A 21,770-nucleotide genomic window follows, 5' to 3' on the forward strand; every position below is an offset into this window, starting at 1 on the left:
TGCTTCGTTCCGCCTCCGGTGCCGAAGCCGCGTGTTCCTTAGACGAGGCCTCTCGCCCCGTCCATGCGTCAAATGTCAGCGGTACGGCGCGTCCAGCGAGATGTTGCGCGCCAGTTCGCGCTCCCAGCGGTCGCCATTGGCCAGGAGCTTGTCCTTGTCGTAATAAAGTTCCTCGCGCGTCTCGGTCGCGAATTCGAAATTCGGCCCTTCGACGATGGCGTCGACCGGGCAGGCCTCCTGGCAGAAGCCGCAATAGATGCACTTCACCATATCGATGTCGTAGCGCACGGTGCGGCGGGTGCCGTCGTTGCGGCGCGGGCCGGCCTCGATGGTGATCGCTTGCGCCGGACAGATCGCCTCGCACAATTTGCAGGCGATGCAGCGTTCCTCGCCGTTCGGATAGCGGCGCAGCGCATGCTCGCCGCGGAAGCGCGGGCTGGTCGGCCCCTTCTCGTGCGGATAGTTGATCGTCTCCTTCGGCGCGAAGAACTGGCGCATCGACAGGAAGAAAGCGCTGACGAAATCCTGCAGCAGCAGGGATTTTGCGGCTTGGGCTAGAGCAGACATCACGCAAACCCCGTGATCTTGAGGAACGCGGCGACAATCACCACCATCGCCAGCGAGATCGGCAGGAAGACCTTCCAGCCGAGCCGCATCAGCTGGTCGTAGCGGTAGCGCGGCACGAAGGCCTTCACCATCGAGATCATGAAGAACACCAGGCAGACCTTGAGCACGAACCAGATCAGCCCCGGCACCCAGGTGAAGGGAGCGAAATCGAAGGGCGGCAGCCAGCCGCCGAGGAACAGGATGGTGGCCAGCGCGCACATCAAGACGATGGCGACATACTCGCCGAGGAAGAACAGCAGGAACGGCGTCGACGAATATTCGACCATATGGCCGGCGACGAGTTCCGATTCGGCTTCCACCAGGTCGAAGGGCGGGCGGTTGGTCTCGGCCAGCGCAGAGATGAAGAAGATGACGAACATCGGGAACAGCGACAGCCAATGCCAGTCGAGGAAGGTGTTGGGCAGGCCAACCCTTGTGCCAAGGCCGTCCTGCTGCGACAGCACGATGTCGGACAGGTTGAGCGAGCCGACGCAAAGCAGCACCGTGACTATGACGAAACCGATCGAGACCTCGTAGGACACCATCTGCGCGGCCGAGCGCAGCGCGCCGAGGAACGGATATTTCGAGTTGGACGCCCAGCCGCCCATGATCACGCCATAGACCTCGAGCGAGGAGATGGCGAAGACATAGAGGATGCCGACATTGACGTTGGCGATCGCCCAGCCCTCATTGACCGGGATCACCGCCCAGGCCGAGATCGCCAGCACCGCCGAAACCAAGGGCGCCAGCAGAAAAACGCCCTTGTTGGCGCCGGACGGAATCACCGGCTCCTTGAACACGAACTTCAGAAGGTCGGCGAAAGCCTGCAGCGTGCCCCATGGGCCGACGACGTTCGGGCCGCGGCGCAGCTGCACCGCCGCCCAGATCTTGCGGTCCGCGTACAGGATGTAGGCGACGAAGATCAACAGCACGACGATCAGCACGACCGACTTCAGCAGGATGAGAAGCGCCGGCAGCACGTAGAAGGAGAAGAAGGTGTCCATGCTATTCCGCCGCCTGCCTAAAACCGTTTTTCGCCAGCGCCGAGCACTCCGCCATCACTGCGGAAGCCCGCGCGATCGGGTTGGTCAGGTAGAAATCCTTGACCGGCGAGGTGAAGGCGCCCTTGCCAAGCCGCCCGCCAAGCTTCGCCACCTTGGCGATATCGTCAGCATTGCCGGCCGCGACCTGGTCGATGCGGGCAAGATTCGGGTATTCGCCATAGAGTTTTGCGCGCAGCTGCGGCAGCGAATCGAACGACAATCTCTTGCCCAGCACATCCGACAGCGCCCGCAGGATCGCCCAGTCCTCGCGCGCATCGCCCGGCGCGAAGCCGGCGCGGTTGGTCTGTTGCACCCGGCCCTCGGTGTTGACGTAGGTGCCCGATTTTTCGGTATAGGCGGCGCCCGGCAGGATGACGTCGGCGCGGTGCGCGCCGTGGTCGCCATGCGTGCCGATATAGACGACGAAGGCGCCGCCGGTGCTGGCCATGTCGATCTCGTCGGCGCCGAGCAGGAACAAAACGTCCATCTCGCCCAGCATACCGGCGACGTTCTTGCCGCCCTCGCCCGGCACGAAGCCGACATCGAGACCGCCGACACGCGCCGCCGCAGTGTGCAGCACGGCAAAGCCGTTCCAGTCGGCTCTCGCGGCATTGACGGCCAGGCTGAGCTTCGCCGCCTGGCCGAGCACGGCCGCGCCGTCCGAGCGCGACAGTGCGCCCTGACCGACGATAACAAGCGGATGCGTCGCCTGCTTCAGCACCTGGAAGAATTTGTCGTTGCCGTCGGCCAGATCCTTCAGCGATTCCGGTCCGGCGCCGAGCTGCTCATAGTCGTAGCGCGTATCGCCGACATCGCCGATGACGGCGACCGGCAGGTTGCCGACCCGCCAGCGCTTGCGGATGCGGGCGTTGAGCAAGGACGCCTCGAAGCGCGGATTGGCGCCGATGATCAGCACCGCGTCGGCCTGCTCGATGCCCTCGATGGTCGGGTTGAAGAGATAGCTTGCCCGGCCGAGCGACGGATCGAGCGCGGCGCCATCCTGGCGGCAGTCGGTGTTCTTCGAGCCGAGCGAGGCCATCAGCAGCTTCAGCGCATAGATCTCCTCGACGGCGGCGAGATCGCCTGATATGGCGCCGATCTTGTCGGGCGCGGTTCGCGACACCGCTTCCTTGATCGCGGAAAAAGCCTCGGCCCAGCTTGCCGGAGCCAGCTTGCCGTTCTTGCGGACATATGGCCGGTCGAGGCGCTGGGTGCGCAGACCGTCCCAGATGAAGCGGGTCTTGTCGGAAATCCACTCCTCGTTCACCGCCTCGTTGGTGCGCGGCAGGATGCGCATCACCTCGCGGCCTCTGGAATCGACGCGGATCGCCGAGCCGACGGCGTCCATCACATCGATGGATTCGGTCTTGGTCAGTTCCCACGGCCGCGCCTGGAAGGCGTAGGGCTTGGAGGTTAGCGCGCCGACCGGGCAAAGATCGATGACGTTGCCCTGCAGTTCCGATGTCATCGCGCTTTCGAGATAGGTGGTAATTTCGGCGTCCTCACCGCGGCCGATCAGGCCGAGTTCGGAAATGCCGGCAATTTCGGTGGTGAAGCGGACGCAGCGCGTGCAATGGATGCAGCGGTTCATGATCGTCTTGACCAGCGGCCCGATATATTTGTCTTCGACCGCCCGCTTGTTCTCGTGATAGCGCGAGGAATCGACGCCGAACGCCATCGCCTGGTCCTGCAGGTCGCACTCGCCGCCCTGGTCGCAGATCGGGCAATCGAGCGGATGGTTGATCAGCAGGAATTCCATCACGCCTTCCCGGGCCTTCTTGACCATCGGCGTGTTGGTGAAAATTTCCGGCGTTTCGCCATTTGGTCCCGGACGCAGATCGCGCACGCCCATGGCGCAGGACGCCTGCGGCTTGGGCGGCCCGCCCTTCACCTCGATCAGGCACATGCGGCAATTGCCGGCGATCGACAGCCGCTCATGGAAGCAGAAGCGCGGCACTTCGGCGCCGGCGTCCTCGGCTGCCTGCAGCAGCGTGTAGTGGTCGGGTACAGTAATCTCTTTCCCGTCGACCTTGAGCTTTGCCATCAATTGCCCCCGGCGGTCTTCGCCGTCTCATATGCCTGGAACAGGTCTTCAAGGCTGATGCTGTTGATCATCATGCCCGCAACCTGCGCGTTTTCTATCTTCACGTTGCTCATGTTCACGTTGGTGAAATACGCGTTCGAAAGATTGGCGTCTTCCACCTTGGTGTTGCTCAGGTTGGTGCGGTGGATCCTGGCCGCCGACAGGTTGACGTCGTGAAACCCGGTGTTCGACATGTTGACGTCATCGAAACTGGAATTGCTGACGATGGCGTTGCGCACGTCGAGAACATCGCGCCTGTCGTGGACCTCCATCGCGTCGTCTACCTCTCGGCCTTGGCGGCCAGCGCCGCCGCCTGGCCAAGCCAGTTGTCGCGACCGATGCGGCCCTTGAACGACAGATAATCGTCGACCCAGGCGATCTCTTCCGGCGTCCATGTCGCGATCTGGCCGTAGGTCCAGATGCCCAAGCCGTTCAGCACCTGTTCCAGCTTCGGCCCGATGCCCGATATTGCCTTGAGGTCTGCCGGGTTTTCCGGACGATCCATTGCCTTGGGCTGCTTGAAATCCTCCGGCATCAACCCGGCCGGTGCGGCAGCCGCATCCACCACGCTGCGTGCATCATCCATGCTGTTCGCGGCTATGTCATTCACGTTCCTGGCGAAGGACTGCGCCTCGGCGATCAAGGTTTTCGTCGCCGCGCGCGCCTTGGTCGAGGAGCTTGTCCCTGTCTGCGAAAAGCGTTCTACCCTGGCATCGAAATCGTCGACGATCGGCTGGAAGAGCCGCTGCGAGGCCTCGGCGGCTCCCGAGAGCACGCCCATCCACAACCCAAAGGCATGATTGGCAAGCCCGATGCAGAGCGCCGACATCGCTGCCGCACCCGCGACAGGGTGCGCCAGGAGATTGACGGCGCTGGCCATCTCCTTCGGCATCATCCTGGTCAGGTCCTGGTTCATCTTCTCGACCGGGTCCAAATCTGGCATCAAATGTTCGGGTCTCGAATTCAGCGACATAGGTAGTCTCCTGGTCGTTTCTTCCGTATGCCCCGGCCTGTTTCCTCAAATCGGGCACTTGCCCGTATTTCAGATCGGGCATTCGCCCGTATTTCAGATCGGGCTCTTGCCCGTATCTCAAATCGGGCATTCGCCCGTCTTTCAACTCTCGTCTATTCCGCCGCCACCATCACCGGCTCTGCCCGGTGCGCATTGCGCGAAAACTCGTCGATACGCCGCTCCACCTCGCCGCGGAAATGCCGCATCAGGCCCTGGATCGGCCACGCCGCCGCATCGCCCAGCGCGCAGATCGTGTGGCCTTCGACCTGTTTGGTCACGTCGAGCAGCATGTCGATCTCGCGCTTCTGCGCCTCGCCGCGCACCAGCCGCTCCATCACCCGCCACATCCAGCCGGTGCCTTCGCGGCACGGTGTGCACTGGCCGCAGCTCTCGTGCTTGTAGAAGTAGGAAAGCCGGGCGATCGCCTTCACGATATCTGTCGATTTGTCCATGACGATGACAGCCGCCGTGCCGAGACCCGATTTCAGGTCGCGCAACGCATCGAAATCCATCGGTGCATCGATGATCTGCTCCGCCGGCACCAGCGGCACCGAAGCGCCGCCCGGAATGACCGCCAGCAGATTGTCCCAGCCGCCGCGAATGCCGCCGCAATGCGTCTCGATCAGCTCGCGGAACGGGATCGACATCGCCTCTTCGACGGTGCACGGCGTATTGACGTGGCCCGAAACGCAGAACAGCTTGGTGCCGACGTTGTTGGGCCGGCCGAACGACGAGAACCACGCCGCGCCGCGGCGCAAAATGGTCGGCGCCACCGCGATCGACTCGACATTGTTGACCGTCGTCGGGCAGCCATAGAGGCCGACATTGGCCGGAAACGGCGGCTTCAGCCGCGGCTGGCCCTTCTTGCCTTCGAGGCTTTCGAGCAGCGCCGTTTCCTCGCCGCAGATATAGGCGCCGGCGCCATGATGCATGTAGATGTCGAAATCGTATCCGGAGGTATTGTTCTTGCCGATCAGCCTGGCCGCATAGGCCTCGTCGATAGCGCGCTGCAGCGCCTCGCGCTCGCGGACGAACTCGCCGCGCACATAGATGTAGGCGGCGATCGCGCCCATGGCGAAGCCGGCGATCAGGCAGCCTTCGACCAGCGTGTGCGGGTCATGGCGCAAAATGTCGCGGTCCTTGCAGGTGCCGGGCTCGGATTCATCGGCGTTGACGACGAGATAGCTCGGCCGGCCGTCGCTCTGCTTGGGCATGAACGACCATTTCAGCCCGGTCGGGAAGCCGGCGCCGCCGCGGCCGCGCAGGCCTGACGCCTTCATCTCGTTGACGATCCAGTCGCGCCCCTTGGCGATGATGCCGGGCGTGTTGTCCCAGGCGCCGCGCGCCATCGCACCGGCCAGCGACTTGTCGAAGCGGCCGTAGATGTTGTTGAAGATGCGGTCTCTGTCCTGAAGCATTGTTCGTCCCTCAGACCGGTTTCTTGCCGAAGACGCGGATATATTCGGCGACCCCGCCCTTGGCCAGCGCCTTGGCCTGCTTGACCCAGTCATCGCGCTCGATGCGGCCCCGCAGGCTGAGATAGCCGTCGACCCACGCGCGCTCGGCCTTGGTCCATGACGCGACTTGCACATAGGTGAAGATACCAAGTGAATGCAGGGTGCCTTCGATGTTCGGGCCGACGCCCGAGATCAGCTTGAGATCGTCGACCAGTGCCGGCCTGGCGATGCCGGCCGGACGGTTCTTGTCCTCGAGCGAAGGATTGCCCGTCTTGGCACTGGTCGTCTTGACGGGTTTTTTGCCGGCAGCGCCGATCGGCGCTTCCTTCAACTCCGGCGCCTTGAAAGCAGCCGTCGGCTCAGCCTTGGTCTTGGGACCGCTGCGCTGTTTCAAAACTTTTTCGACTTGCGGCGCGGCCTTGTTGGCATTGGCCGCCGAATGCCGCGGTGCTCTGACGCTCGCCGCCTTTTCCGTCTCTGGTGCGACCTTTGCCGGGGAAGGCGTCTCCAGCGCCGGGCTGGTTTCGGGCGCATCGGTCTTCGGCTTGCTGGCTTTCGACGGCGCAACGGGGGCCGCCGGTGCCTGTACGGCCGGAGCCGCTGGCGTCGCGACAATTGCCGCTGGTGCAGCCGCCCTGGCGGCCTTGGCAGCCGCCTTGGCTTCCCTGTCGCGGGTGGTCTTCAGGATTGCCTTTTCGCTCTTCAGCGTCGTCAGGCCGGTGATCGGCTCGGAGGTGATGCGGCCGTTCTGCGGCCCCGGCTTCACCGAGGCGCCCTTGCCGGCATCATAGAGGTCGATGATCTCGGCAAGCCGCTCCGGCGTCAGATCCTCGAAAGTGTCCTTGAAAATCATCACCATCGGCGCGTTGACGCAGGCGCCAAGGCATTCGACCTCTTCCCACGACAGCGTGCCCTTGTCGTTGGTGTGGAACTGGTCGTGATGGATTTTCGAACGGCACACGTCCATCAGCGCTTCCGAGCCGCGCAGCATGCAGGGCGTGGTGCCACAGACCTGGATATGCGCGCGGGTGCCGACCGGATTGAGCTGGTACTGCGTGTAGAAGGTCGCGACTTCGAGCCCTCTGATGTAGGGCATGCCGAGCATGTCGGAGATCGTCTCGATCGCAGCCTTGGTCACCCAGCCTTCCTGCTCCTGCGCAAGCATCAGCAACGGGATGATCGCCGACTGCTCGCGGCCCTTCGGATATTTGTTGATCCATTGCTTCGCCGCCGCCGCATTCGCCCGGTTGAAGGCGAAGGAGGCTGGCTGGAGGCTGGCTTCTGCGAGACGGCGGACTGACATTTATCGATCGACCTCACCAAACACGATGTCGAGGGAGCCGAGAACGGCGGTGACGTCGGCCAGCATGTGGCCGCGGCACAAAAAGTCCATGGCTTGCAGATGCGCGAAGCCGGGCGCGCGCAGCTTGCAGCGATAGGGCTTGTTGGTGCCGTCCGAGACCAGGTAGACGCCAAACTCGCCTTTCGGCGCTTCCACCGCCGCATAGACCTCGCCGGCCGGCACGCGATAGCCCTCGGTGTAGAGCTTGAAGTGATGGATCAGCGCTTCCATCGAGCGCTTCATCGCCGCGCGCTTCGGCGGCACCACCTTGCCGTCGAGGTTCGACACCGGTCCCGTGCCCTCCTTGCCGAGCAGCAGGTCGACGCACTGGCGCATGATTTTCGCCGACTGGCGCATCTCTTCCATGCGCACGAGATAACGGTCGTAGCAGTCGCCGTTCTTGCCGATCGGAATGTCGAAATCCATCTCGGCATAGCATTCGTAAGGCTGCGACTTGCGCAGATCCCAAGCGACACCGGAGCCGCGCACCATGACGCCGGAAAAGCCCCAGGCCCAGGCGTCGGCCAGCGAGACGGTGCCGATGTCGACATTGCGCTGCTTGAAGATGCGGTTGCCGGTGAGCAACGCGTCGAGGTCGTCGAGCGATTTCAGGAACGGGTCGATCCACGTGCCGATATCCTCGACCAGCTGCTGCGGCAGGTCCTGGTGGACGCCGCCGGGCCGGAAATAGGCGGCATGCATGCGCGAGCCGCTGGCCCGCTCATAAAACACCATCAGCTTTTCGCGCTCGACAAAACCCCATAGCGGCGGCGTCAGCGCGCCGACATCCATTGCCTGTGTCGTCACATTGAGGATGTGCGACATGATGCGGCCGATCTCGCAATAGAGCACGCGGATCAGCTGGCCGCGCTTCGGCACCTCGATGCCGAGCAACCGCTCGGCGGCCAGCGCAAAGGCATGCTCCTGGTTCATCGGCGCGCAATAGTCGAGCCGGTCGAGATAGGGCACGGCCTGCAAATAGGTCTTGGCTTCGATCAGCTTCTCGGTGCCGCGATGCAACAGCCCGATATGCGGATCGACGCGATCGACGACTTCGCCGTCCAACTCAAGAACCAGCCTCAAAACACCATGCGCTGCAGGGTGTTGAGGTCCAAAGTTGATGTTAAAATTGCGGACGGAGGTTTCAGCCATTCTGGCGTCTCAATTCGTCTTGGCTTTTTCGTCGCCTGGAAGGACGTAATCCGTCCCCTCCCAAGGGCTGAGAAAATCGAAATTGCGGAATTCCTGTTTCAATTCCACCGGCTCGTAGATGACCCGCTTGGCCTCGTCGTCGTAGCGCACCTCGACGAAACCGGTCAGCGGGAAATCCTTGCGCAGCGGATGGCCTTCGAAGCCGTAATCGGTCAGGATTCGCCTGAGATCGGGATGGCCCGAGAACAGCACGCCATAGAGATCGTAGGTTTCGCGCTCGAACCAGTCAGCGCCCGGAAACACACCGGTGATCGACGGCACCACCGTCTCCTCGTCGGCCTGGACCTTGATGCGGATGCGAATATTCTGCTTCGGCGACAGCAGGTGATAGACGACATCGAAGCGCTTGGCCCGCGATGGATAATCGGCGCCGCAGACGTCGATGATCGAGATGAACTGGCATTTTGGATCGTCGCGCAGGAAGCTCACAACCTCGATCAGATCCTGCGGCTCGACCGAGATGGTGAGTTCGCCATAGGCAAGCACCGCATCGCCGATCCGGCCGCTCAGCTTCTCGCCGAGATAGGTCGAGAGTTCATTCAGGCTCATCATCCCGCTCACCGCTCGATCGTGCCGGTGCGGCGGATCTTCTTTTGCAACAGAAGGATGCCGTAGAGCAGCGCTTCCGCGCTCGGCGGACAGCCGGGCACATAGATGTCGACCGGCACGACGCGATCGCAGCCGCGCACCACCGAATAGGAATAGTGGTAGTAGCCGCCGCCATTGGCGCAGGAGCCCATCGAGATGACGTAGCGCGGCTCCGGCATCTGGTCGTAGACCTTGCGCAGCGCCGGCGCCATCTTGTTGGTCAGCGTGCCGGCGACGATCATGATATCGGACTGGCGCGGCGAAGCGCGCGGCGCAACGCCGAACCTCTCCGAGTCATAGCGCGGCATCGAGGTATGGATCATCTCGACCGCGCAGCAGGCAAGACCGAAAGTCATGAACATCAGCGAGCCGCTGCGCGCCCAGGTGATCAGCGCCTCGGTCGAGGTGACGAGAAAGCCCTTGTCGGCAAGCTCGTTGTTGATCTCGAGGAAGAAGGGATCATTCGCCCCCACCGGCTTTCCGGTGCTGGGGTCGAGAATGCCTTTTGGCTTCGGCGCGACGAGCGTGCCGGAATTGTCGCTCAATCCCATTCCAGCGCTCCTTTCTTCCATTCATAGGCAAAGCCGATGGTCAGCACCGCCAGAAACACCATCATCGACCAGAAGCCGAGCATGCCGATCTGGCCGAAAGACACTGCCCACGGAAACAGGAAGGCCACTTCCAGATCGAAGATGATGAACAGGATCGACACCAGGTAGAAGCGGATGTCGAACTTCATGCGGGCATCGTCAAACGAGTTGAAGCCGCATTCATAGGCGGAAAGCTTTTCCGGATCGGGATTGCGGTAGGCCACCAGGAAGGGTGCTGCAAGCAGCGCCAGGCCGACGACCAGCGCCACGCCGATGAACAGGACGATGGGCAGGTACGAACTCAACAATGCGTTCATGCTGCAGCTTTCCGTTGGCGGCCAATCCACTCTGATTACAGCACCGGACCCACTTGCGGAAGCGTGACAGTTTAACCACTGAACCGTTTTAGGGGGCTCTATGCTGCAACGCGGCGAGGGTTAGCGCAGGGCTTTCGGTGAAGCAAGTCAAACCTTGTTCAAAACGCGGTGCTCGACGGCATATCCGGAAAAACTGGTCCGATCCGCTCCTGTTTGAGTTTCCTTCACTGTTTACTCCACTTTTCTCTCCTGACATGGATGCCGCCAAAACCCTGCTAGCATGGCGCGGAATCATCGCTCCCACCTTTGGTCGAACGCCGACAGAGTGCCGTCTGCATGAAGCAAAAAATCTCGCTCGCCATGGCCCGGCGCATCGCGCTTGCCGCACAGGGGTTTGCCGATCCTCGCCCTAACGGCACGCCGGATCGCCGCCATCTGGCCCGTGTGCTTGGCCGGACCGGTCTGCTGCAGATCGATTCCGTCAGCGCGGTGGTGCGTGCCCATTATATGCCGCTCTATTCGCGGCTTGGCCCCTACCCGCTCGCCCTGCTCGACAACGCCGCCGTGACGCGCAAGCGCAAAGTCTTCGAATATTGGGCGCACGAAGCCTCCTTTCTGCCGGTCGAGACCTATCCGCTGATGCGCTGGCGCATGGAACGGGCCGAACGTGGCGAGGAAATGTATAACGGGCTGGCCAAGTGGGGCCGCGAGCGCGCCGCCTACATTGAAGACATTTATCGCGAGGTCGTCGAACGCGGCCCGATCGCCGCTTCCGCCCTGGAAGGCCAGAAAGGCTCCGGCGGCTGGTGGGGCTGGAGCGACGCCAAGCACGCTTTCGAATGGCTGTTCTGGGCCGGCCGCATCACCACGGCGTCACGTCGTGGCTTCGAGCGGCTTTATGATCTGCCGCAGCGCGTGCTGCCGCCGGAAATACTTGCCCTGCCGGTGCCCTCGCCTGAGGATGCGCACCGCGAATTGCTGCGCATCTCCGCCCGCGCCCACGGCGTCGCGACAGCAGGCGACCTGCGCGACTATTTTCGCCTCTCTCCCGCTGACATCAAAGGCCGCATCGAGGAACTGGTCGACGCCGGCGACCTCTTGCCGGTGACCGTCGAAGGCTGGAGCAAGCCAGCCTATCTTCACAGGGATGCCCGTTTTCCGCGCAAGATCGAGGCGCGCGCCTTGCTCGCTCCGTTCGATCCGGTTGTCTTCGAGCGAGCACGTACGGAAAGACTGTTCGAGTTCCGCTATCGCATCGAGATCTACACCCCTGCCGAAAAGCGCCAATACGGCTATTATGTGCTGCCGTTCCTGCTCGGCGAAAGGATCGTGGCGCGCATCGACCTTAAGGCCGACCGCCCGGCCGGCGTGCTGCGCGTCCATGCCGCCTATGCCGAACCCGGCGCGCCGCCGCAAACCGCCGCCGAACTTTTTGAGGAATTGAAGCTGATGCAGGGCTGGCTCGGGCTCGAATGCATCGAGGTGACGCCTGCGGGGGATCTGGGTTCGGCTCTCGCCGACATTGCGGCGTCGTAGACGTGCGTTGACACGACTGCCTCCACAAGCCTAAATCCGGTTCAGACGGTCTCCTCTCGGCAAAGGGAGGAGCCAAGAGGGAATGCGGTGCGAAATCCGATTTCAAATCCGCGGCTGTCCCCGCAACTGTAAGCGACGAGCCAAGGCCGATAACCACTGGGAAAATCCCGGGAAGGCGGCACCAAGGCGATGACCCGCGAGCCAGGAGACCTGCCGTCTAGGACATAAAAATCCGATCGCCTGGCGGGTTTTCCGGGCAAGGAGCCTGATTTGGAACGCGACAGCAGTTTTTCGGCTGAGACAGCGGGCGTATTGTCCGGCGATGATGATGCTCTGGCCGACGTCACCGTGATCGTCTGCGCCTCCTGCCGTGACGAGACCGGCTCCGACGGCCATCCTCGCGCCGGCGAATTGTTGGCCGAAGACACGCGCCGCGCCGCCTCTGGCGAAAACATCCGTATCCGCAGCGTCGAATGCCTCGGCAACTGCAAGCGCCGCCTCAGCGCCGCTATCCTGCGCGACGGCTGCTGGAGCTATGTCTTCGGCGACCTGACCGCGACCAGCGGCGCCGATCTCATCACCGGCGCAAAACTCTTCGCCACCTCGACCGACGGCCTCATCCCATGGCGCGGCCGCCCCGATTGCCTGAAGCGCGGCCTCGTTGCCCGCATCCCTCCCCTCGACCTTTTGAAGGACCAGATATGACCACTTCCGTCTCGCGCGTGCCCTGCACCGTCGTCACCGGCTTCCTTGGCGCCGGCAAGACGACGCTGATCCGCCATCTGCTCGAAAACGCTGGCGGCAAGCGGCTGGCCATCATAGTCAACGAGTTCGGCGACATCGGCATCGATGGCGAGATTCTTAAGGGATGCGGCATCGACACCTGCCCTGAGGAAAACATCGTCGAGCTGGCCAATGGCTGCATCTGCTGCACCGTCGCCGACGATTTCGTCCCGGCGCTCGACCAGATCCTGTCGCTGACGCCCAGGGTCGACCATATCCTGATCGAAACCTCCGGGCTGGCGCTGCCCAAGCCGCTGGTCCAGGCCTTCCAGTGGCCGACGGTGAAGAGCCGGGTGACGGTCGACGGCGTCATTGCCGTGGTCGACGGACCGGCGCTGGCCGAAGGCCGCGTTGCCAACGACATGGACGCCCTGCAGGCGCAGCGCGCGCAGGACGAGACGCTCGACCACGACGATCCGGTCGAGGAGGTGTTCGAGGACCAGCTCGCCTGCGCCGACCTGATCATATTGTCGAAGAGCGACCTGATGGACGCCGCCGGCTCGGCCCGCGCCAATGCCGTCATCGGCAAGCACGCCGCCCGCGCGGTGAAGATCGTGCCGGCCTCGCAGGGCAAGGTCGATCCCTCCGTGCTGCTCGGCCTCGGCCTTGCCGTCGAGGACGACATCGAGAACCGCAAGACCCACCACGATGACGAGCTCGATCACGAGCATGACGATTTCGACTCGTTCGTCATCGACATTCCGTCGATCGCCAATCCCGAAGAGCTGGCTTTGCGTGTCGCCACGGCGGCGGAAGAAGAAAACGTGCTGCGCGTAAAAGGCTTCGTCGAGGTCGGCGGCAAGCCGATGCGGCTGTTGCTGCAGGCAGTCGGGCCGCGCGTCAACCACTATTACGACCGCGCCTGGACCGCCGCCGACGATCGCCGCTCCCGCCTCGTCGTCATCGGCCTGAAAGGGCTGAACCGCCCGGCCATCGAGCGTATCCTCGCCGGCTGACCTCAGGCACGAGCCGCGATGCACATCCTCACCACCACATCCGCCTCGCTCGACGATCTTGCCGAGCCTGTCGATCTCAGGCAGACGCCTGCGGATGTCGTGGCGCTGTCCTTCACCGACAGCGATCTGGCCGGGCTGGCGGCGGCGTGGCAGGCGGACGCGGATCGCCTGCCGTCGATGCGGTTGGCCGCCTTGGGCGATCTGCGCCATCCGATGTCTGTCGATCTGTGGATCGACAGCGTCGCCCGGCACGCCAGGGTTGTTCTGGTTCGCATCCTCGGCGGTTACGACTGGTGGCGCTACGGCTGCGATCAGCTCGCCTCGACCGCCCGCGCGCACGGCATAAAACTGGCGCTGCTGCCCGGCGAATGCCGCGACGAGGATTTGCGTCTGATCGAAGGCTCGACGCTGCCGCGCCAGGAGCTCGACGGCCTGCTCGGCTATTTTCGCGAAGGCGGCCCGGAGAATATGACGGCGCTGGTGCAGAGGCTGGCAAGTCTCGCCGGATCAGACGTGGCGGTCGCGGAGCCGGTTGTCGTGCCGAAGGCGGGATTTTATGAGCCGGGATTGGGGGTCGTAGAAAGACCGGACTTTTCAAATGCCGGCGTTCCTTCGCGCCCCCCTCTGTCCTGCCGGACATCTCCCCCACTTGGGGGGAGATTAGCCGTCACTGACCGCATCGCGAATTCTGTAACGTCTAACGTTGACAACAGCGTCGATGACGGGGCGATCTCCCCCCTTGGGGGGGAGATGTCCGGCAGGACAGAGGGGGGCGCGAAGGAACGCGGCCTTGCAGCCATAGAATCCGCCCCCATCATCCCCATTCTCTTCTACCGCTCGATGCTGCTCGCCGCCGACGTCGCGCCGATCGACGCATTGTTTGAAGCGCTGCGGCAGCGCGGCATGGCCCCCGTGCCGATCTTCGTCTCCAGCCTCAAGGACCCGGCCTCGCTCGCCTTTGTCGAAACCGCGCTTGCCACGCTGAAGCCGGCCGCCATCATCACCGCGACCGCCTTCGCCTCGGGTGCCGAGCCCGGCGTCGAAACCCTGTTTGACCGCGCCGGCGTTCCTGTCTTCCAGGTCATCGTCGCGACGACACGCCGTGACATCTGGCAAGACAACCAGCGCGGCCTGGCGCCCGCCGACCTCGCCATGCATGTCGTCCTGCCGGAACTCGACGGCCGCATCCTTGCCGGCGCCGTTTCCTTCAAGGGCGAAAGCGAGGTCGATCCCGCATTGGCCTTCCGCGCCTTCGCCAACCGGCCGGAGCCGGACCGGGTCGCGCAGGTGGCGAACCGTGTCGAGGCGTTCGTGCGCCTGCAGCGCACGCCGCGCGAAAAACGCAAGCTCGCCATCCTGATCCCCGACTATCCGAGCGCCCCCGGCCGCACCGGCTACGCCGTCGGCCTCGACGTGCCGTCCAGCGTGCTGGCGATGCTGCACGACCTGAGCGAACAGGGCTACGTCGTTGAAGGGATTCCGCAAACGCCGCGTGCGTTGCTGGAGATGCTGGAGCGTGGTGGCGGAGGGTTGAGGTTGGAGGATTATCTGACCTTGTCGAAGGAATTGCCGCCGGCGGCCATCGCTGCGGTAGAGGCCGCGTGGGGGAATGCGGCAGATGAGACAGGTTGGTGCGAGGCGCCCCCCTCTGTCCTGCCGGACATCTCCCCCTCAAGGGGGGAGATCGGCAGTTCCGCCGACCGCTCTTTCTTAACATCCTCGGTAATTGGCGAAAGCAGCGACGACAGCGCAATCTCTCCCCTTGAGGGGGAGATGTCCGGCAGGACAGAGGGGGGTGTTCAAGCGCCCGCTTCTGCAAATTTCCCCTTCCGCGCCGCCACCTTCGGCAACATCACCGTTGCGCTCGCCCCTGACCGCGGGCGTTCAGTCGACCGTCGCGCCGACTATCACGACCCGACGCTGCCGCCGCGCCATGCGCTGATCGCCTTTGGCCTGTGGCTGCGCAAGGCGCTCGATGTCCATGCCCTCGTCCATGTCGGCGCCCATGGCACGCTGGAATGGCTGCCCGGCAAGACAGTGGCGCTCAGCGAAACCTGTTTTCCCGAGATCGTCACCGGGCCCCTGCCCGTCATCTATCCCTTCATCGTCTCCAACCCGGGAGAGGCAGCGCAGGCCAAGCGGCGCATTGCCGCCGTCACCCTCGGCCATCTGCCGCCGCCTCTGACCGGCGCCGGGCTGGACGAGAACCAGCACCAGCTTGAACGGCTGGTCGACGAATATGCCCAGGCTGACGGGCTCGACCGCCGCCGCCGCGACCGCCTGGCGAGGCTGATCGTCGAAACCGCTGAAAAGACCGATCTCGCCTCCGAGGCCGGCGTCGCCGGAACCGACGCGCCCGACGAAGCGCTGCGCCGCATCGACGCCTGGCTCTGCGACCTCAAGGACTTCGCCATCAAGGACGGGCTGCACATCTACGGCCGCTCGCCCGAGGGCGAGGCCGATCCGCTGCGCCAGCAAAGTGCAGCAGCCGAGAAGTCAGCATTGATCGCGGCCCTCGACGGCCGCCATGTCGCTGCCGGTCCTGCCGGCGCACCGGCGCGTGGCCGGCGCGATGTGCTGCCGACCGGCCGCAACCTGTTCACATCGGATCCACGCACCATGCCGACGCCGACATCCTTCGATCTCGGCAGGGCGGCGTCCGACGAGGTCTTGCGCAGCTACATGCAGGCGCATGGCGACTGGCCGCGCTCGCTGGTCATCGACCTCTGGGGCTCGGCCTCGCTGCGCACCGGTGGCGAAGAGATCGCGCAAGGCCTGGCGCTGATGGGCTGCCGGCCGCAATGGGATTGCGCCACCGGCCGCGTCACCGGCATCGAGGTGCTGCCGCCGGCCACCCTTGGCCGGCCGCGCGTCGATGTCACCTGGCGCATTTCAGGCCTGTTCCGCGACATGTTCCCGACCCAGATCGCCCTGATCGATGCGGCCGCCAACGCCGTCGCCGCCCGCGACGAGGACGCGACGGAAAACCCGCTCGCCGCAAAAACCCGCGCCGATGGCAAGGTCAGCCCGCGCATTTTCGGCACCTCGCCCGGCACCTACGGCGCCGGTATCGAGGCGTTGCTGTCGAGCGGCGACTGGGCGGCGCGCGAAGAAATCGGTCGCGCCTATCTCGACGCCACCTCGCATGCCTATGGCGGCGCTGACGGCGAAGGGATTTCGTCGCCCGGCGCGTTCGAGGGTCGCGTCGCCGAGGCCGACCTCCTCGTCCATACCGGAGACGACCCCGGCCGCGACATTTTGGAAGGCTCCGCCGATGTCGCCTTCATCGGCGGTTTTTCGGCAGCGCTTGCAGCGCTTGGCAAGAACGCCGACGTCATCGTCCTCGACACCACGGATCCGCAAAAGCCGAAGCCGCGCTCGCTTGGAGAAGCCGTATCTCGGGTGGTTCGCGCCCGCGCCGTCAACCCGCGCTTCATTGCCGGCCAGATGCGGCACGGACCGCGCGGCGCTTCGGAATTCGCCGAGACGGTCGACCGTCTCGTCGGTTTCGCCGAGACCACCCATGCCATACCGGGCACGCTGATCGAGGCCGTGCACGACGCCTATCTCGGCGATCCCGAGGTGCGCGCCTTCATCCTGCGCGAAAACGCGGCGGCCGCGAAAATCATCGCCGAGCATTTTTTGTCGGCGCGGCGGCGCGGTCTCTGGCATCCGCTGCGCAATTCCATCGATGACGATCTCGCCGCACTGATCGCCGAGGCCCAGGCGCTGGGGGTGGCGGCATGAACGCCTTCTCCCGACGCGGCGCCTGCCCTGCTTTGTCCGCGCCGATGCAGACCGGCGACGGGCTACTGGTGCGGCTCAACCCGGTCGCTGGAGGACTCTCGCCGAAATCCTTGATCGGGCTCGGTGAATCCGCCTTGCGGCACGGCAACGGCATCATGGAAGTGACCGCGCGTGGCAGCCTGCAGATCCGCGGCCTGACATCGGCAAGCGCCCGGCTGCTGGCAATGGAGGTCGACGCGCTCGGCATCGCCGTGCGCACCGGGGTGCCGGTCGAGACCGGACCGCTGGCGGGCCTGGATTCGCAGGAGACCGCCGACCCGCGCCCGCTGGCGGAGCGGATTCGGGCGGCGATTGCTGAAGCCGGGCTGGCACAGCGCCTTGGCCCGAAGGTTTCGGTGATCGTCGACGGCGGTGGACAGTCGGCTATGGATGTGGTGACAGCCGATGTGCGGCTGGCTGCGGTGCGCACCAATGCGGGAATCAGGTGGCAGGTATCTGTTGCGGGTGATGGGCAGAATGCGAAGCCGCTCGCTACGGTGGGAGACGATGCGGCCCGCGATATCGCCATCGCGATGTTGAGGATGGTCGCCGAAAAAGGCCGCGAAGCCCACGCGCGGGATTTGACGGAGAGGCAATTAACGTCCCTCGCAAGCTGGCATTCCTTCGCGCCCCCCTCTGTCCTGCCGGACATCTCCCCCACGAGGGGGGAGATTGCGCCCTGGTCTCCGCTTCCGCCAATCGCTACGGGTGCTAAGGGGGAGCCGGCGGCGAAGCTGCCGATCTCCCCCCAAGTGGGGGAGATGACAAGTGGTGGCAAAGAGGGCAGGACAGAGGGGGGCGCCGTGGAGCGCCTTCCTGTGGCGGCTCGCTTCCCCATTGGCGTTTTCGATCTGACAGCCGGCACCGCCCTCGGCATCGGCCTGCCCTTCGGCAGCATGCCGGCGCAAAAACTCATCGGCCTCACGCAACACGCCCTCACCCTTGGCGCGGCCGAAATCCGCCTGGCGCCACGACGCGCGCTGCTTTTCATCGGCCTCTCCCCGACCGCCTGCCACGCGCTCCAGCAGGCCGCCGCCACCCTCGGCTTCGTTATTGACGCTGCCGACCCGCGCACAAAAATCGCCGCTTGCCCCGGTGCGCCGGCCTGCGCCTCCGGCCGGATCGCGACGCGCGACATCGCCGAGACCATCGCCGCAGAAAACCGCGACCTTCTCGATGCCTCCGTCACCCTGCACATTTCCGGCTGCGCCAAGGGCTGTGCCCATCCCGGCCGGGCGGCGCTGACACTGGTCGGCGGCGAAAACGGGGCCGGACTTGTCGTGGACGGGACGGCGAAGGCCCTTCCCGCCGGATACAGGCCAAGCTATGACGCCGCGCGCGGCGTTGGCCGCATTGCCGCAGCGATCCGCGAAGAACGATTTCGAGGTGAGACCACCGCCGCCTGCCTGACAAGGCTTGGCGCGGCCGGTGTCACCGAACTCTACCGACAGGATTGAACATGCCCGCCCCCTACGACTACATCCATGACGGCACGGCGATCTATGAGCGCTCCTTCGCCATCATTCGCGCCGAGGCCGACCTGTCGCGGTTTTCCGATGCCGAAGCCGATGTTGCCATCCGCATGATCCATGCCTGCGGCCAGGTCGAGGCCGCGCAGAACTTTGTTTTTTCGCAAGCTTTTGTTGCCGCCGCCCGCGCGGCACTGGCGGCCGGCGCGCCGATCTTCTGCGACGCCGAGATGGTCTCGCACGGCATCACCCGCGCCCGGTTGCCGGCCGGCAACGAGGTGATCTGCACGCTGCGCGACCCGCGGACGTCCGACATAGCGAAAAGGATCGGCAACACCCGTTCGGCCGCAGCCATTGACCTGTGGGGCGAGCGCATGGCCGGTTCGGTCGTCGCCATCGGCAACGCGCCGACCGCACTTTTCTACCTGCTGGAGAGACTGCGCGACGGTGCGCCGAAACCGGCTGTCATCATCGGCATGCCAGTCGGTTTCGTCGGTGCTGCCGAATCGAAGGACGCGCTGGCCGAGAATTCCTACGGCGTTCCCTACGCGATCGTGCGTGGCAGGCTGGGCGGCAGCGCCATGACCGCCGCCGCGCTCAACGCATTGGCGAGGCCGGGCCTGTGAACGCGATTGTAAAAGGCCGGCTTGTCGGCGTCGGCACCGGTCCCGGCGACCCCGAGCTGCTGACGCTCAAGGCCGTGCGCGCGCTGGCCGAGGCCGACGTGGTGGCGCATTTCGCCAAGCGCGGCAACAACAGCAACGCGCGCGCCATCGTCGGCGCGCATTTTCGTCCTGATTTGATCGAGTTGCCGCTGCTCTATCCCGTCACCACCGAAATCGACAAGGATCACAGCGATTATCGGTCGCAGATAGCGGATTTCTACGAGGAGTCGGCCGAAAAGGTCGCCGAGCATCTCAGCGCCGGCAGGATGGTCGCGGTGCTCTCGGAAGGCGACCCGCTGTTCTACGGCTCCTACATGCACCTGCATGTCAGGCTGGCGCACCGCTTTCCAACAGAGGTCATTCCCGGCGTCACTGCCATGTCCGGCTGCTGGTCGGCCACCGGAACGCCGATCGTCCAGGGCGACGATGTATTGACCGTGCTGCCGGGCACAATGAGCGAATTCGAGCTGACCCGCCGCCTCGCCGACACCGATGCTGCCGTCATCATGAAGGTTGGCCGCAACCTGCGCAAGATCAGGCGCGCGCTGGAGGCGACCGACAAGCTGGCGCGTGCCGTCTATGTCGAGCGCGGCACCATGCCGGGCGGCGTTTCGATGCGGCTGGCCGACAAGCAGGACGACAACGCGCCCTACTTCGCCATCGTGCTGGTCGCCGGCTGGTCAGGCCGGGCCGCCGCATTGGGAGCCGAAACATGAGCGGCCGCCTGACCGTTATCGGCCTTGGGCCCGGCAATGCCGACCAGGTGACGCCGGAAGCGAGCCGCGCCGTCGCCGAGGCAAGATTCTTCTTCGGCTACAAACCGTATCTCGACCGGCTCGACCTGCGCCCGGACCAGACCCGCGTCGCCTCCGACAATCGCGAGGAGCTGTCCCGCACCAAGGACGCGCTGGCAATGGCTGCGCAGGGCCACAATGTCGCCGTTGTCTCGGGCGGCGACCCCGGCGTCTTTGCCATGGCGGCAGCCGTCTGCGAGGCGATCGAGGCCGGCCCGGCCGAATGGCGTGCTGTTGACGTTTCGATGCTGCCCGGCATCACCGCAATGCTCGCGGTCGCGGCCCGCATCGGCGCGCCGCTCGGCCATGATTTCTGCGCCATCTCGTTGTCAGACAATCTAAAACCATGGGATCTCATCGAATTGCGGCTGCTGGCTGCGGCCGGCGCCGGCTTCGTCATCGCGCTCTACAATCCGATCAGCAAGGCGCGCCCCTGGCAGCTTGGCCGCGCCTTCGAATGCCTGACTGCGATCCTGCCGGGCACCACACCGGTCGTCTTCGGCCGTGCCGCCGGCCGTCCCGACGAGCGCATCGAGATTTTTCTGCTGGCGGACGCCGATTCAGAAAAGGCCGACATGGCGACCTGCATCATCATCGGCTCGCCGGAAACCAGGATCATCAAGCGCGGCGAAAGACCGGCGCTGGTCTACACGCCGCGTTCGGCGGCGGGCCCAAGAAAATGATCGACCATCGCGGCAAGGGCTTCGACGGTTTCAGCCGACGCAACGTCCGGCAGCGTCGGCCTGCGGATCATGACCACCTCGACGCCGAGCGCCCGCGCTGCGGCGATCTTGCCGTAGGTCGCCTCGCCGCCGCTGTTCTTGGACACGACGACATCGATGCGGTGTTCCAGAAGCAGTGCACGTTCGTCGGCTTCCCGGAACGGCCCGCGCGCCAGGAGATAGGTCGCGTCGGGCACAGCGAGCCTTGGCTCGACCGGATCGACGCTGCGGATCAGATAATGATGCTGGGGCGCCGCCTCGAAGGCGGCGACCTCCTGCCGGCCAAGCGCCAGGAAAACGCGGCGTGGCGCAGCGGCCAGCGCCGTCACCGCGCTGGCAACGCTGTCGACCAGCGTCCAGCGGTCACCTTCGGCCGGCTCCCAGCCTGGGCGCCTGAGCGCGACGATCGGCACGCCGGCCTCTCGCGCCGCTGCCGCGGCATTGGCCGAGATTTGCGCCGCATAGGGATGCGTGGCGTCGACCAGCAGCCTGATACGGGTGTCGCGAAGAAACGCCGACAGCCCGTCGGCGCCGCCGAAACCGCCTACCCTCGTCGGCACGCCTTGCGCGACAGGATTTTCAGTGCGGCCGGCCAGCGACAATGTGATCGCAAGATCGGCACGCGCGGCCAGCTTTCCCGCCAGTTGCCGGGCTTCGGTGGTTCCGCCGAGGATCAGAATGCGCTTCATTGGCACCACGTCAGGCCACGCCGAGCTGCCCCTCACCCTTACCCTCTCCCCGTGAAGGACGGGGAGAGGGGGACGCCAGCGTTGCGGCCAGTTCCCTTCTCCCCGTCACTATACGGGGAG

General features: G+C 64.7%; 20 protein-coding genes and 1 riboswitch. Of the genes, 8 read left to right on the forward strand and 12 right to left on the reverse strand.

The window, feature by feature from the left end:
* Nucleotides 1-75: 75 nt before the first annotated feature.
* From nuoI to AC0L2K_RS08985, 11 genes are all read right to left on the reverse strand, one after another.
* Nucleotides 76-567: an NADH-quinone oxidoreductase subunit NuoI gene (gene nuoI / locus AC0L2K_RS08935; protein ID WP_023798861.1), complete on the reverse strand. Its 492-nt coding sequence runs from the start codon at nt 565-567 to the stop codon at nt 76-78.
* Complete coding sequence (gene nuoH / locus AC0L2K_RS08940; protein WP_023798860.1) at nt 567-1,610, reverse strand: NADH-quinone oxidoreductase subunit NuoH; 1,044 nt, start codon at nt 1,608-1,610, stop codon at nt 567-569. Before nuoH ends, nuoI begins: the two co-directional genes overlap by 1 nt.
* Nucleotide 1,611: 1 nt before the next feature.
* On the reverse strand, nt 1,612-3,693 hold the full coding sequence (nuoG, locus tag AC0L2K_RS08945) for an NADH-quinone oxidoreductase subunit NuoG (RefSeq protein WP_473531150.1): 2,082 nt from the start codon (nt 3,691-3,693) through the stop codon (nt 1,612-1,614).
* Nucleotides 3,693-4,004: a pentapeptide repeat-containing protein gene (locus AC0L2K_RS08950; protein WP_473531151.1), complete on the reverse strand. Its 312-nt coding sequence runs from the start codon at nt 4,002-4,004 to the stop codon at nt 3,693-3,695. The genes nuoG and AC0L2K_RS08950 overlap by 1 nt, the downstream gene beginning before the upstream one ends.
* Before the next feature lie 8 nt (nt 4,005-4,012).
* On the reverse strand, nt 4,013-4,705 hold the full coding sequence (locus AC0L2K_RS08955; protein ID WP_473531152.1) for an NADH-ubiquinone dehydrogenase: 693 nt from the start codon (nt 4,703-4,705) through the stop codon (nt 4,013-4,015).
* 152 nt (nt 4,706-4,857) lie between these two features.
* Nucleotides 4,858-6,162 carry an NADH-quinone oxidoreductase subunit NuoF gene (nuoF, locus tag AC0L2K_RS08960; RefSeq protein ID WP_023798856.1) on the reverse strand — a complete coding sequence of 435 codons (1,305 nt, stop codon included), beginning with the start codon at nt 6,160-6,162 and terminating at the stop codon, nt 4,858-4,860.
* A 10-nt stretch (nt 6,163-6,172) separates the two neighbouring features.
* On the reverse strand, nt 6,173-7,504 hold the full coding sequence (locus AC0L2K_RS08965; protein ID WP_023798855.1) for an NADH-quinone oxidoreductase subunit E: 1,332 nt from the start codon (nt 7,502-7,504) through the stop codon (nt 6,173-6,175).
* Nucleotides 7,505-8,695, reverse strand: a complete 1,191-nt coding sequence (locus AC0L2K_RS08970) for an NADH-quinone oxidoreductase subunit D (protein ID WP_128166991.1) — start codon at nt 8,693-8,695, stop codon at nt 7,505-7,507.
* A 9-nt stretch (nt 8,696-8,704) separates the two neighbouring features.
* A complete protein-coding gene (locus tag AC0L2K_RS08975; RefSeq protein ID WP_287174710.1) occupies nt 8,705-9,304 on the reverse strand; it encodes an NADH-quinone oxidoreductase subunit C in 600 nt (199 codons plus the stop codon).
* Nucleotides 9,305-9,312: 8 nt separating this feature from the next.
* Nucleotides 9,313-9,894, reverse strand: coding sequence for a NuoB/complex I 20 kDa subunit family protein (locus tag AC0L2K_RS08980; RefSeq protein WP_027156092.1), 582 nt, complete (start codon nt 9,892-9,894; stop codon nt 9,313-9,315).
* A complete protein-coding gene (locus AC0L2K_RS08985) occupies nt 9,885-10,250 on the reverse strand; it encodes an NADH-quinone oxidoreductase subunit A (protein ID WP_128166995.1) in 366 nt (121 codons plus the stop codon). Before AC0L2K_RS08985 ends, AC0L2K_RS08980 begins: the two co-directional genes overlap by 10 nt.
* Nucleotides 10,251-10,586: 336 nt before the next feature.
* On the opposite strand from AC0L2K_RS08985, the gene AC0L2K_RS08990 reads away from it, so the two are divergent.
* The 8 genes from AC0L2K_RS08990 (at nt 10,587) to AC0L2K_RS09025 (ending at nt 20,922) form a co-directional block, all read left to right on the forward strand.
* Nucleotides 10,587-11,786 carry a winged helix-turn-helix domain-containing protein gene (locus AC0L2K_RS08990; RefSeq protein WP_473531153.1) on the forward strand — a complete coding sequence of 400 codons (1,200 nt, stop codon included), beginning with the start codon at nt 10,587-10,589 and terminating at the stop codon, nt 11,784-11,786.
* A 29-nt stretch (nt 11,787-11,815) separates the two neighbouring features.
* Nucleotides 11,816-12,018: riboswitch (cobalamin riboswitch) on the forward strand.
* Between the two features lie 38 nt (nt 12,019-12,056).
* Entirely contained in the window at nt 12,057-12,491 is a 435-nt protein-coding gene (locus tag AC0L2K_RS08995; RefSeq protein ID WP_287056179.1) for a DUF1636 family protein, read from the forward strand.
* Entirely contained in the window at nt 12,488-13,525 is a 1,038-nt protein-coding gene (cobW, locus tag AC0L2K_RS09000; RefSeq protein WP_128167001.1) for a cobalamin biosynthesis protein CobW, read from the forward strand. Before AC0L2K_RS08995 ends, cobW begins: the two co-directional genes overlap by 4 nt.
* An 18-nt stretch (nt 13,526-13,543) precedes the next feature.
* Complete coding sequence (locus tag AC0L2K_RS09005; protein ID WP_473531154.1) at nt 13,544-17,272, forward strand: cobaltochelatase subunit CobN; 3,729 nt, start codon at nt 13,544-13,546, stop codon at nt 17,270-17,272.
* Complete coding sequence (gene cobG, locus AC0L2K_RS09010) at nt 17,269-18,768, forward strand: precorrin-3B synthase (protein WP_473531155.1); 1,500 nt, start codon at nt 17,269-17,271, stop codon at nt 18,766-18,768. Before AC0L2K_RS09005 ends, cobG begins: the two co-directional genes overlap by 4 nt.
* Before the next feature lie 2 nt (nt 18,769-18,770).
* Nucleotides 18,771-19,406 carry a precorrin-8X methylmutase gene (locus tag AC0L2K_RS09015; protein WP_473531156.1) on the forward strand — a complete coding sequence of 212 codons (636 nt, stop codon included), beginning with the start codon at nt 18,771-18,773 and terminating at the stop codon, nt 19,404-19,406.
* A complete protein-coding gene (locus AC0L2K_RS09020; RefSeq protein WP_473531157.1) occupies nt 19,403-20,161 on the forward strand; it encodes a precorrin-2 C(20)-methyltransferase in 759 nt (252 codons plus the stop codon). The genes AC0L2K_RS09015 and AC0L2K_RS09020 overlap by 4 nt, the downstream gene beginning before the upstream one ends.
* Complete coding sequence (locus tag AC0L2K_RS09025; protein ID WP_473531158.1) at nt 20,158-20,922, forward strand: precorrin-3B C(17)-methyltransferase; 765 nt, start codon at nt 20,158-20,160, stop codon at nt 20,920-20,922. Before AC0L2K_RS09020 ends, AC0L2K_RS09025 begins: the two co-directional genes overlap by 4 nt.
* Here AC0L2K_RS09025 and AC0L2K_RS09030 read toward each other — a convergent pair.
* Nucleotides 20,886-21,650, reverse strand: a complete 765-nt coding sequence (locus AC0L2K_RS09030; RefSeq protein ID WP_473531159.1) for a cobalt-precorrin-6A reductase — start codon at nt 21,648-21,650, stop codon at nt 20,886-20,888. The genes AC0L2K_RS09025 and AC0L2K_RS09030 overlap by 37 nt on opposite strands.
* Nucleotides 21,651-21,770: the final 120 nt, after the last annotated feature.

It is taken from the genome of Mesorhizobium sp. WSM4817, assembly GCF_055811135.1.

Excerpts from the sequence above, each read along its gene's own strand:
- AC0L2K_RS08970 (WP_128166991.1), bottom strand. The coding sequence starts at position 8,695 with ATGGCTGAAACCTCCGTCCGCAATTTTAACATCAACTTTGGACCTCAA.
- AC0L2K_RS08975 (WP_287174710.1), bottom strand. The coding sequence starts at position 9,304 with ATGAGCCTGAATGAACTCTCGACCTATCTCGGCGAGAAGCTGAGCGGC.
- AC0L2K_RS09005 (WP_473531154.1), top strand. The coding sequence starts at position 13,544 with ATGCACATCCTCACCACCACATCCGCCTCGCTCGACGATCTTGCCGAG.
- nuoH (WP_023798860.1), bottom strand. The coding sequence starts at position 1,610 with ATGGACACCTTCTTCTCCTTCTACGTGCTGCCGGCGCTTCTCATCCTG.
- nuoG (WP_473531150.1), bottom strand. The coding sequence starts at position 3,693 with ATGGCAAAGCTCAAGGTCGACGGGAAAGAGATTACTGTACCCGACCAC.
- cobG (WP_473531155.1), top strand. The coding sequence starts at position 17,269 with ATGAACGCCTTCTCCCGACGCGGCGCCTGCCCTGCTTTGTCCGCGCCG.
- AC0L2K_RS09015 (WP_473531156.1), top strand. The coding sequence starts at position 18,771 with ATGCCCGCCCCCTACGACTACATCCATGACGGCACGGCGATCTATGAG.
- AC0L2K_RS09025 (WP_473531158.1), top strand. The coding sequence starts at position 20,158 with ATGAGCGGCCGCCTGACCGTTATCGGCCTTGGGCCCGGCAATGCCGAC.
- AC0L2K_RS08985 (WP_128166995.1), bottom strand. The coding sequence starts at position 10,250 with ATGAACGCATTGTTGAGTTCGTACCTGCCCATCGTCCTGTTCATCGGC.
- AC0L2K_RS08955 (WP_473531152.1), bottom strand. The coding sequence starts at position 4,705 with ATGTCGCTGAATTCGAGACCCGAACATTTGATGCCAGATTTGGACCCG.
- cobW (WP_128167001.1), top strand. The coding sequence starts at position 12,488 with ATGACCACTTCCGTCTCGCGCGTGCCCTGCACCGTCGTCACCGGCTTC.
- AC0L2K_RS09030 (WP_473531159.1), bottom strand. The coding sequence starts at position 21,650 with ATGAAGCGCATTCTGATCCTCGGCGGAACCACCGAAGCCCGGCAACTG.
- AC0L2K_RS08965 (WP_023798855.1), bottom strand. The coding sequence starts at position 7,504 with ATGTCAGTCCGCCGTCTCGCAGAAGCCAGCCTCCAGCCAGCCTCCTTC.
- AC0L2K_RS08980 (WP_027156092.1), bottom strand. The coding sequence starts at position 9,894 with ATGGGATTGAGCGACAATTCCGGCACGCTCGTCGCGCCGAAGCCAAAA.
- AC0L2K_RS08950 (WP_473531151.1), bottom strand. The coding sequence starts at position 4,004 with ATGGAGGTCCACGACAGGCGCGATGTTCTCGACGTGCGCAACGCCATC.
- nuoF (WP_023798856.1), bottom strand. The coding sequence starts at position 6,162 with ATGCTTCAGGACAGAGACCGCATCTTCAACAACATCTACGGCCGCTTC.
- AC0L2K_RS08990 (WP_473531153.1), top strand. The coding sequence starts at position 10,587 with ATGAAGCAAAAAATCTCGCTCGCCATGGCCCGGCGCATCGCGCTTGCC.
- nuoI (WP_023798861.1), bottom strand. The coding sequence starts at position 567 with ATGTCTGCTCTAGCCCAAGCCGCAAAATCCCTGCTGCTGCAGGATTTC.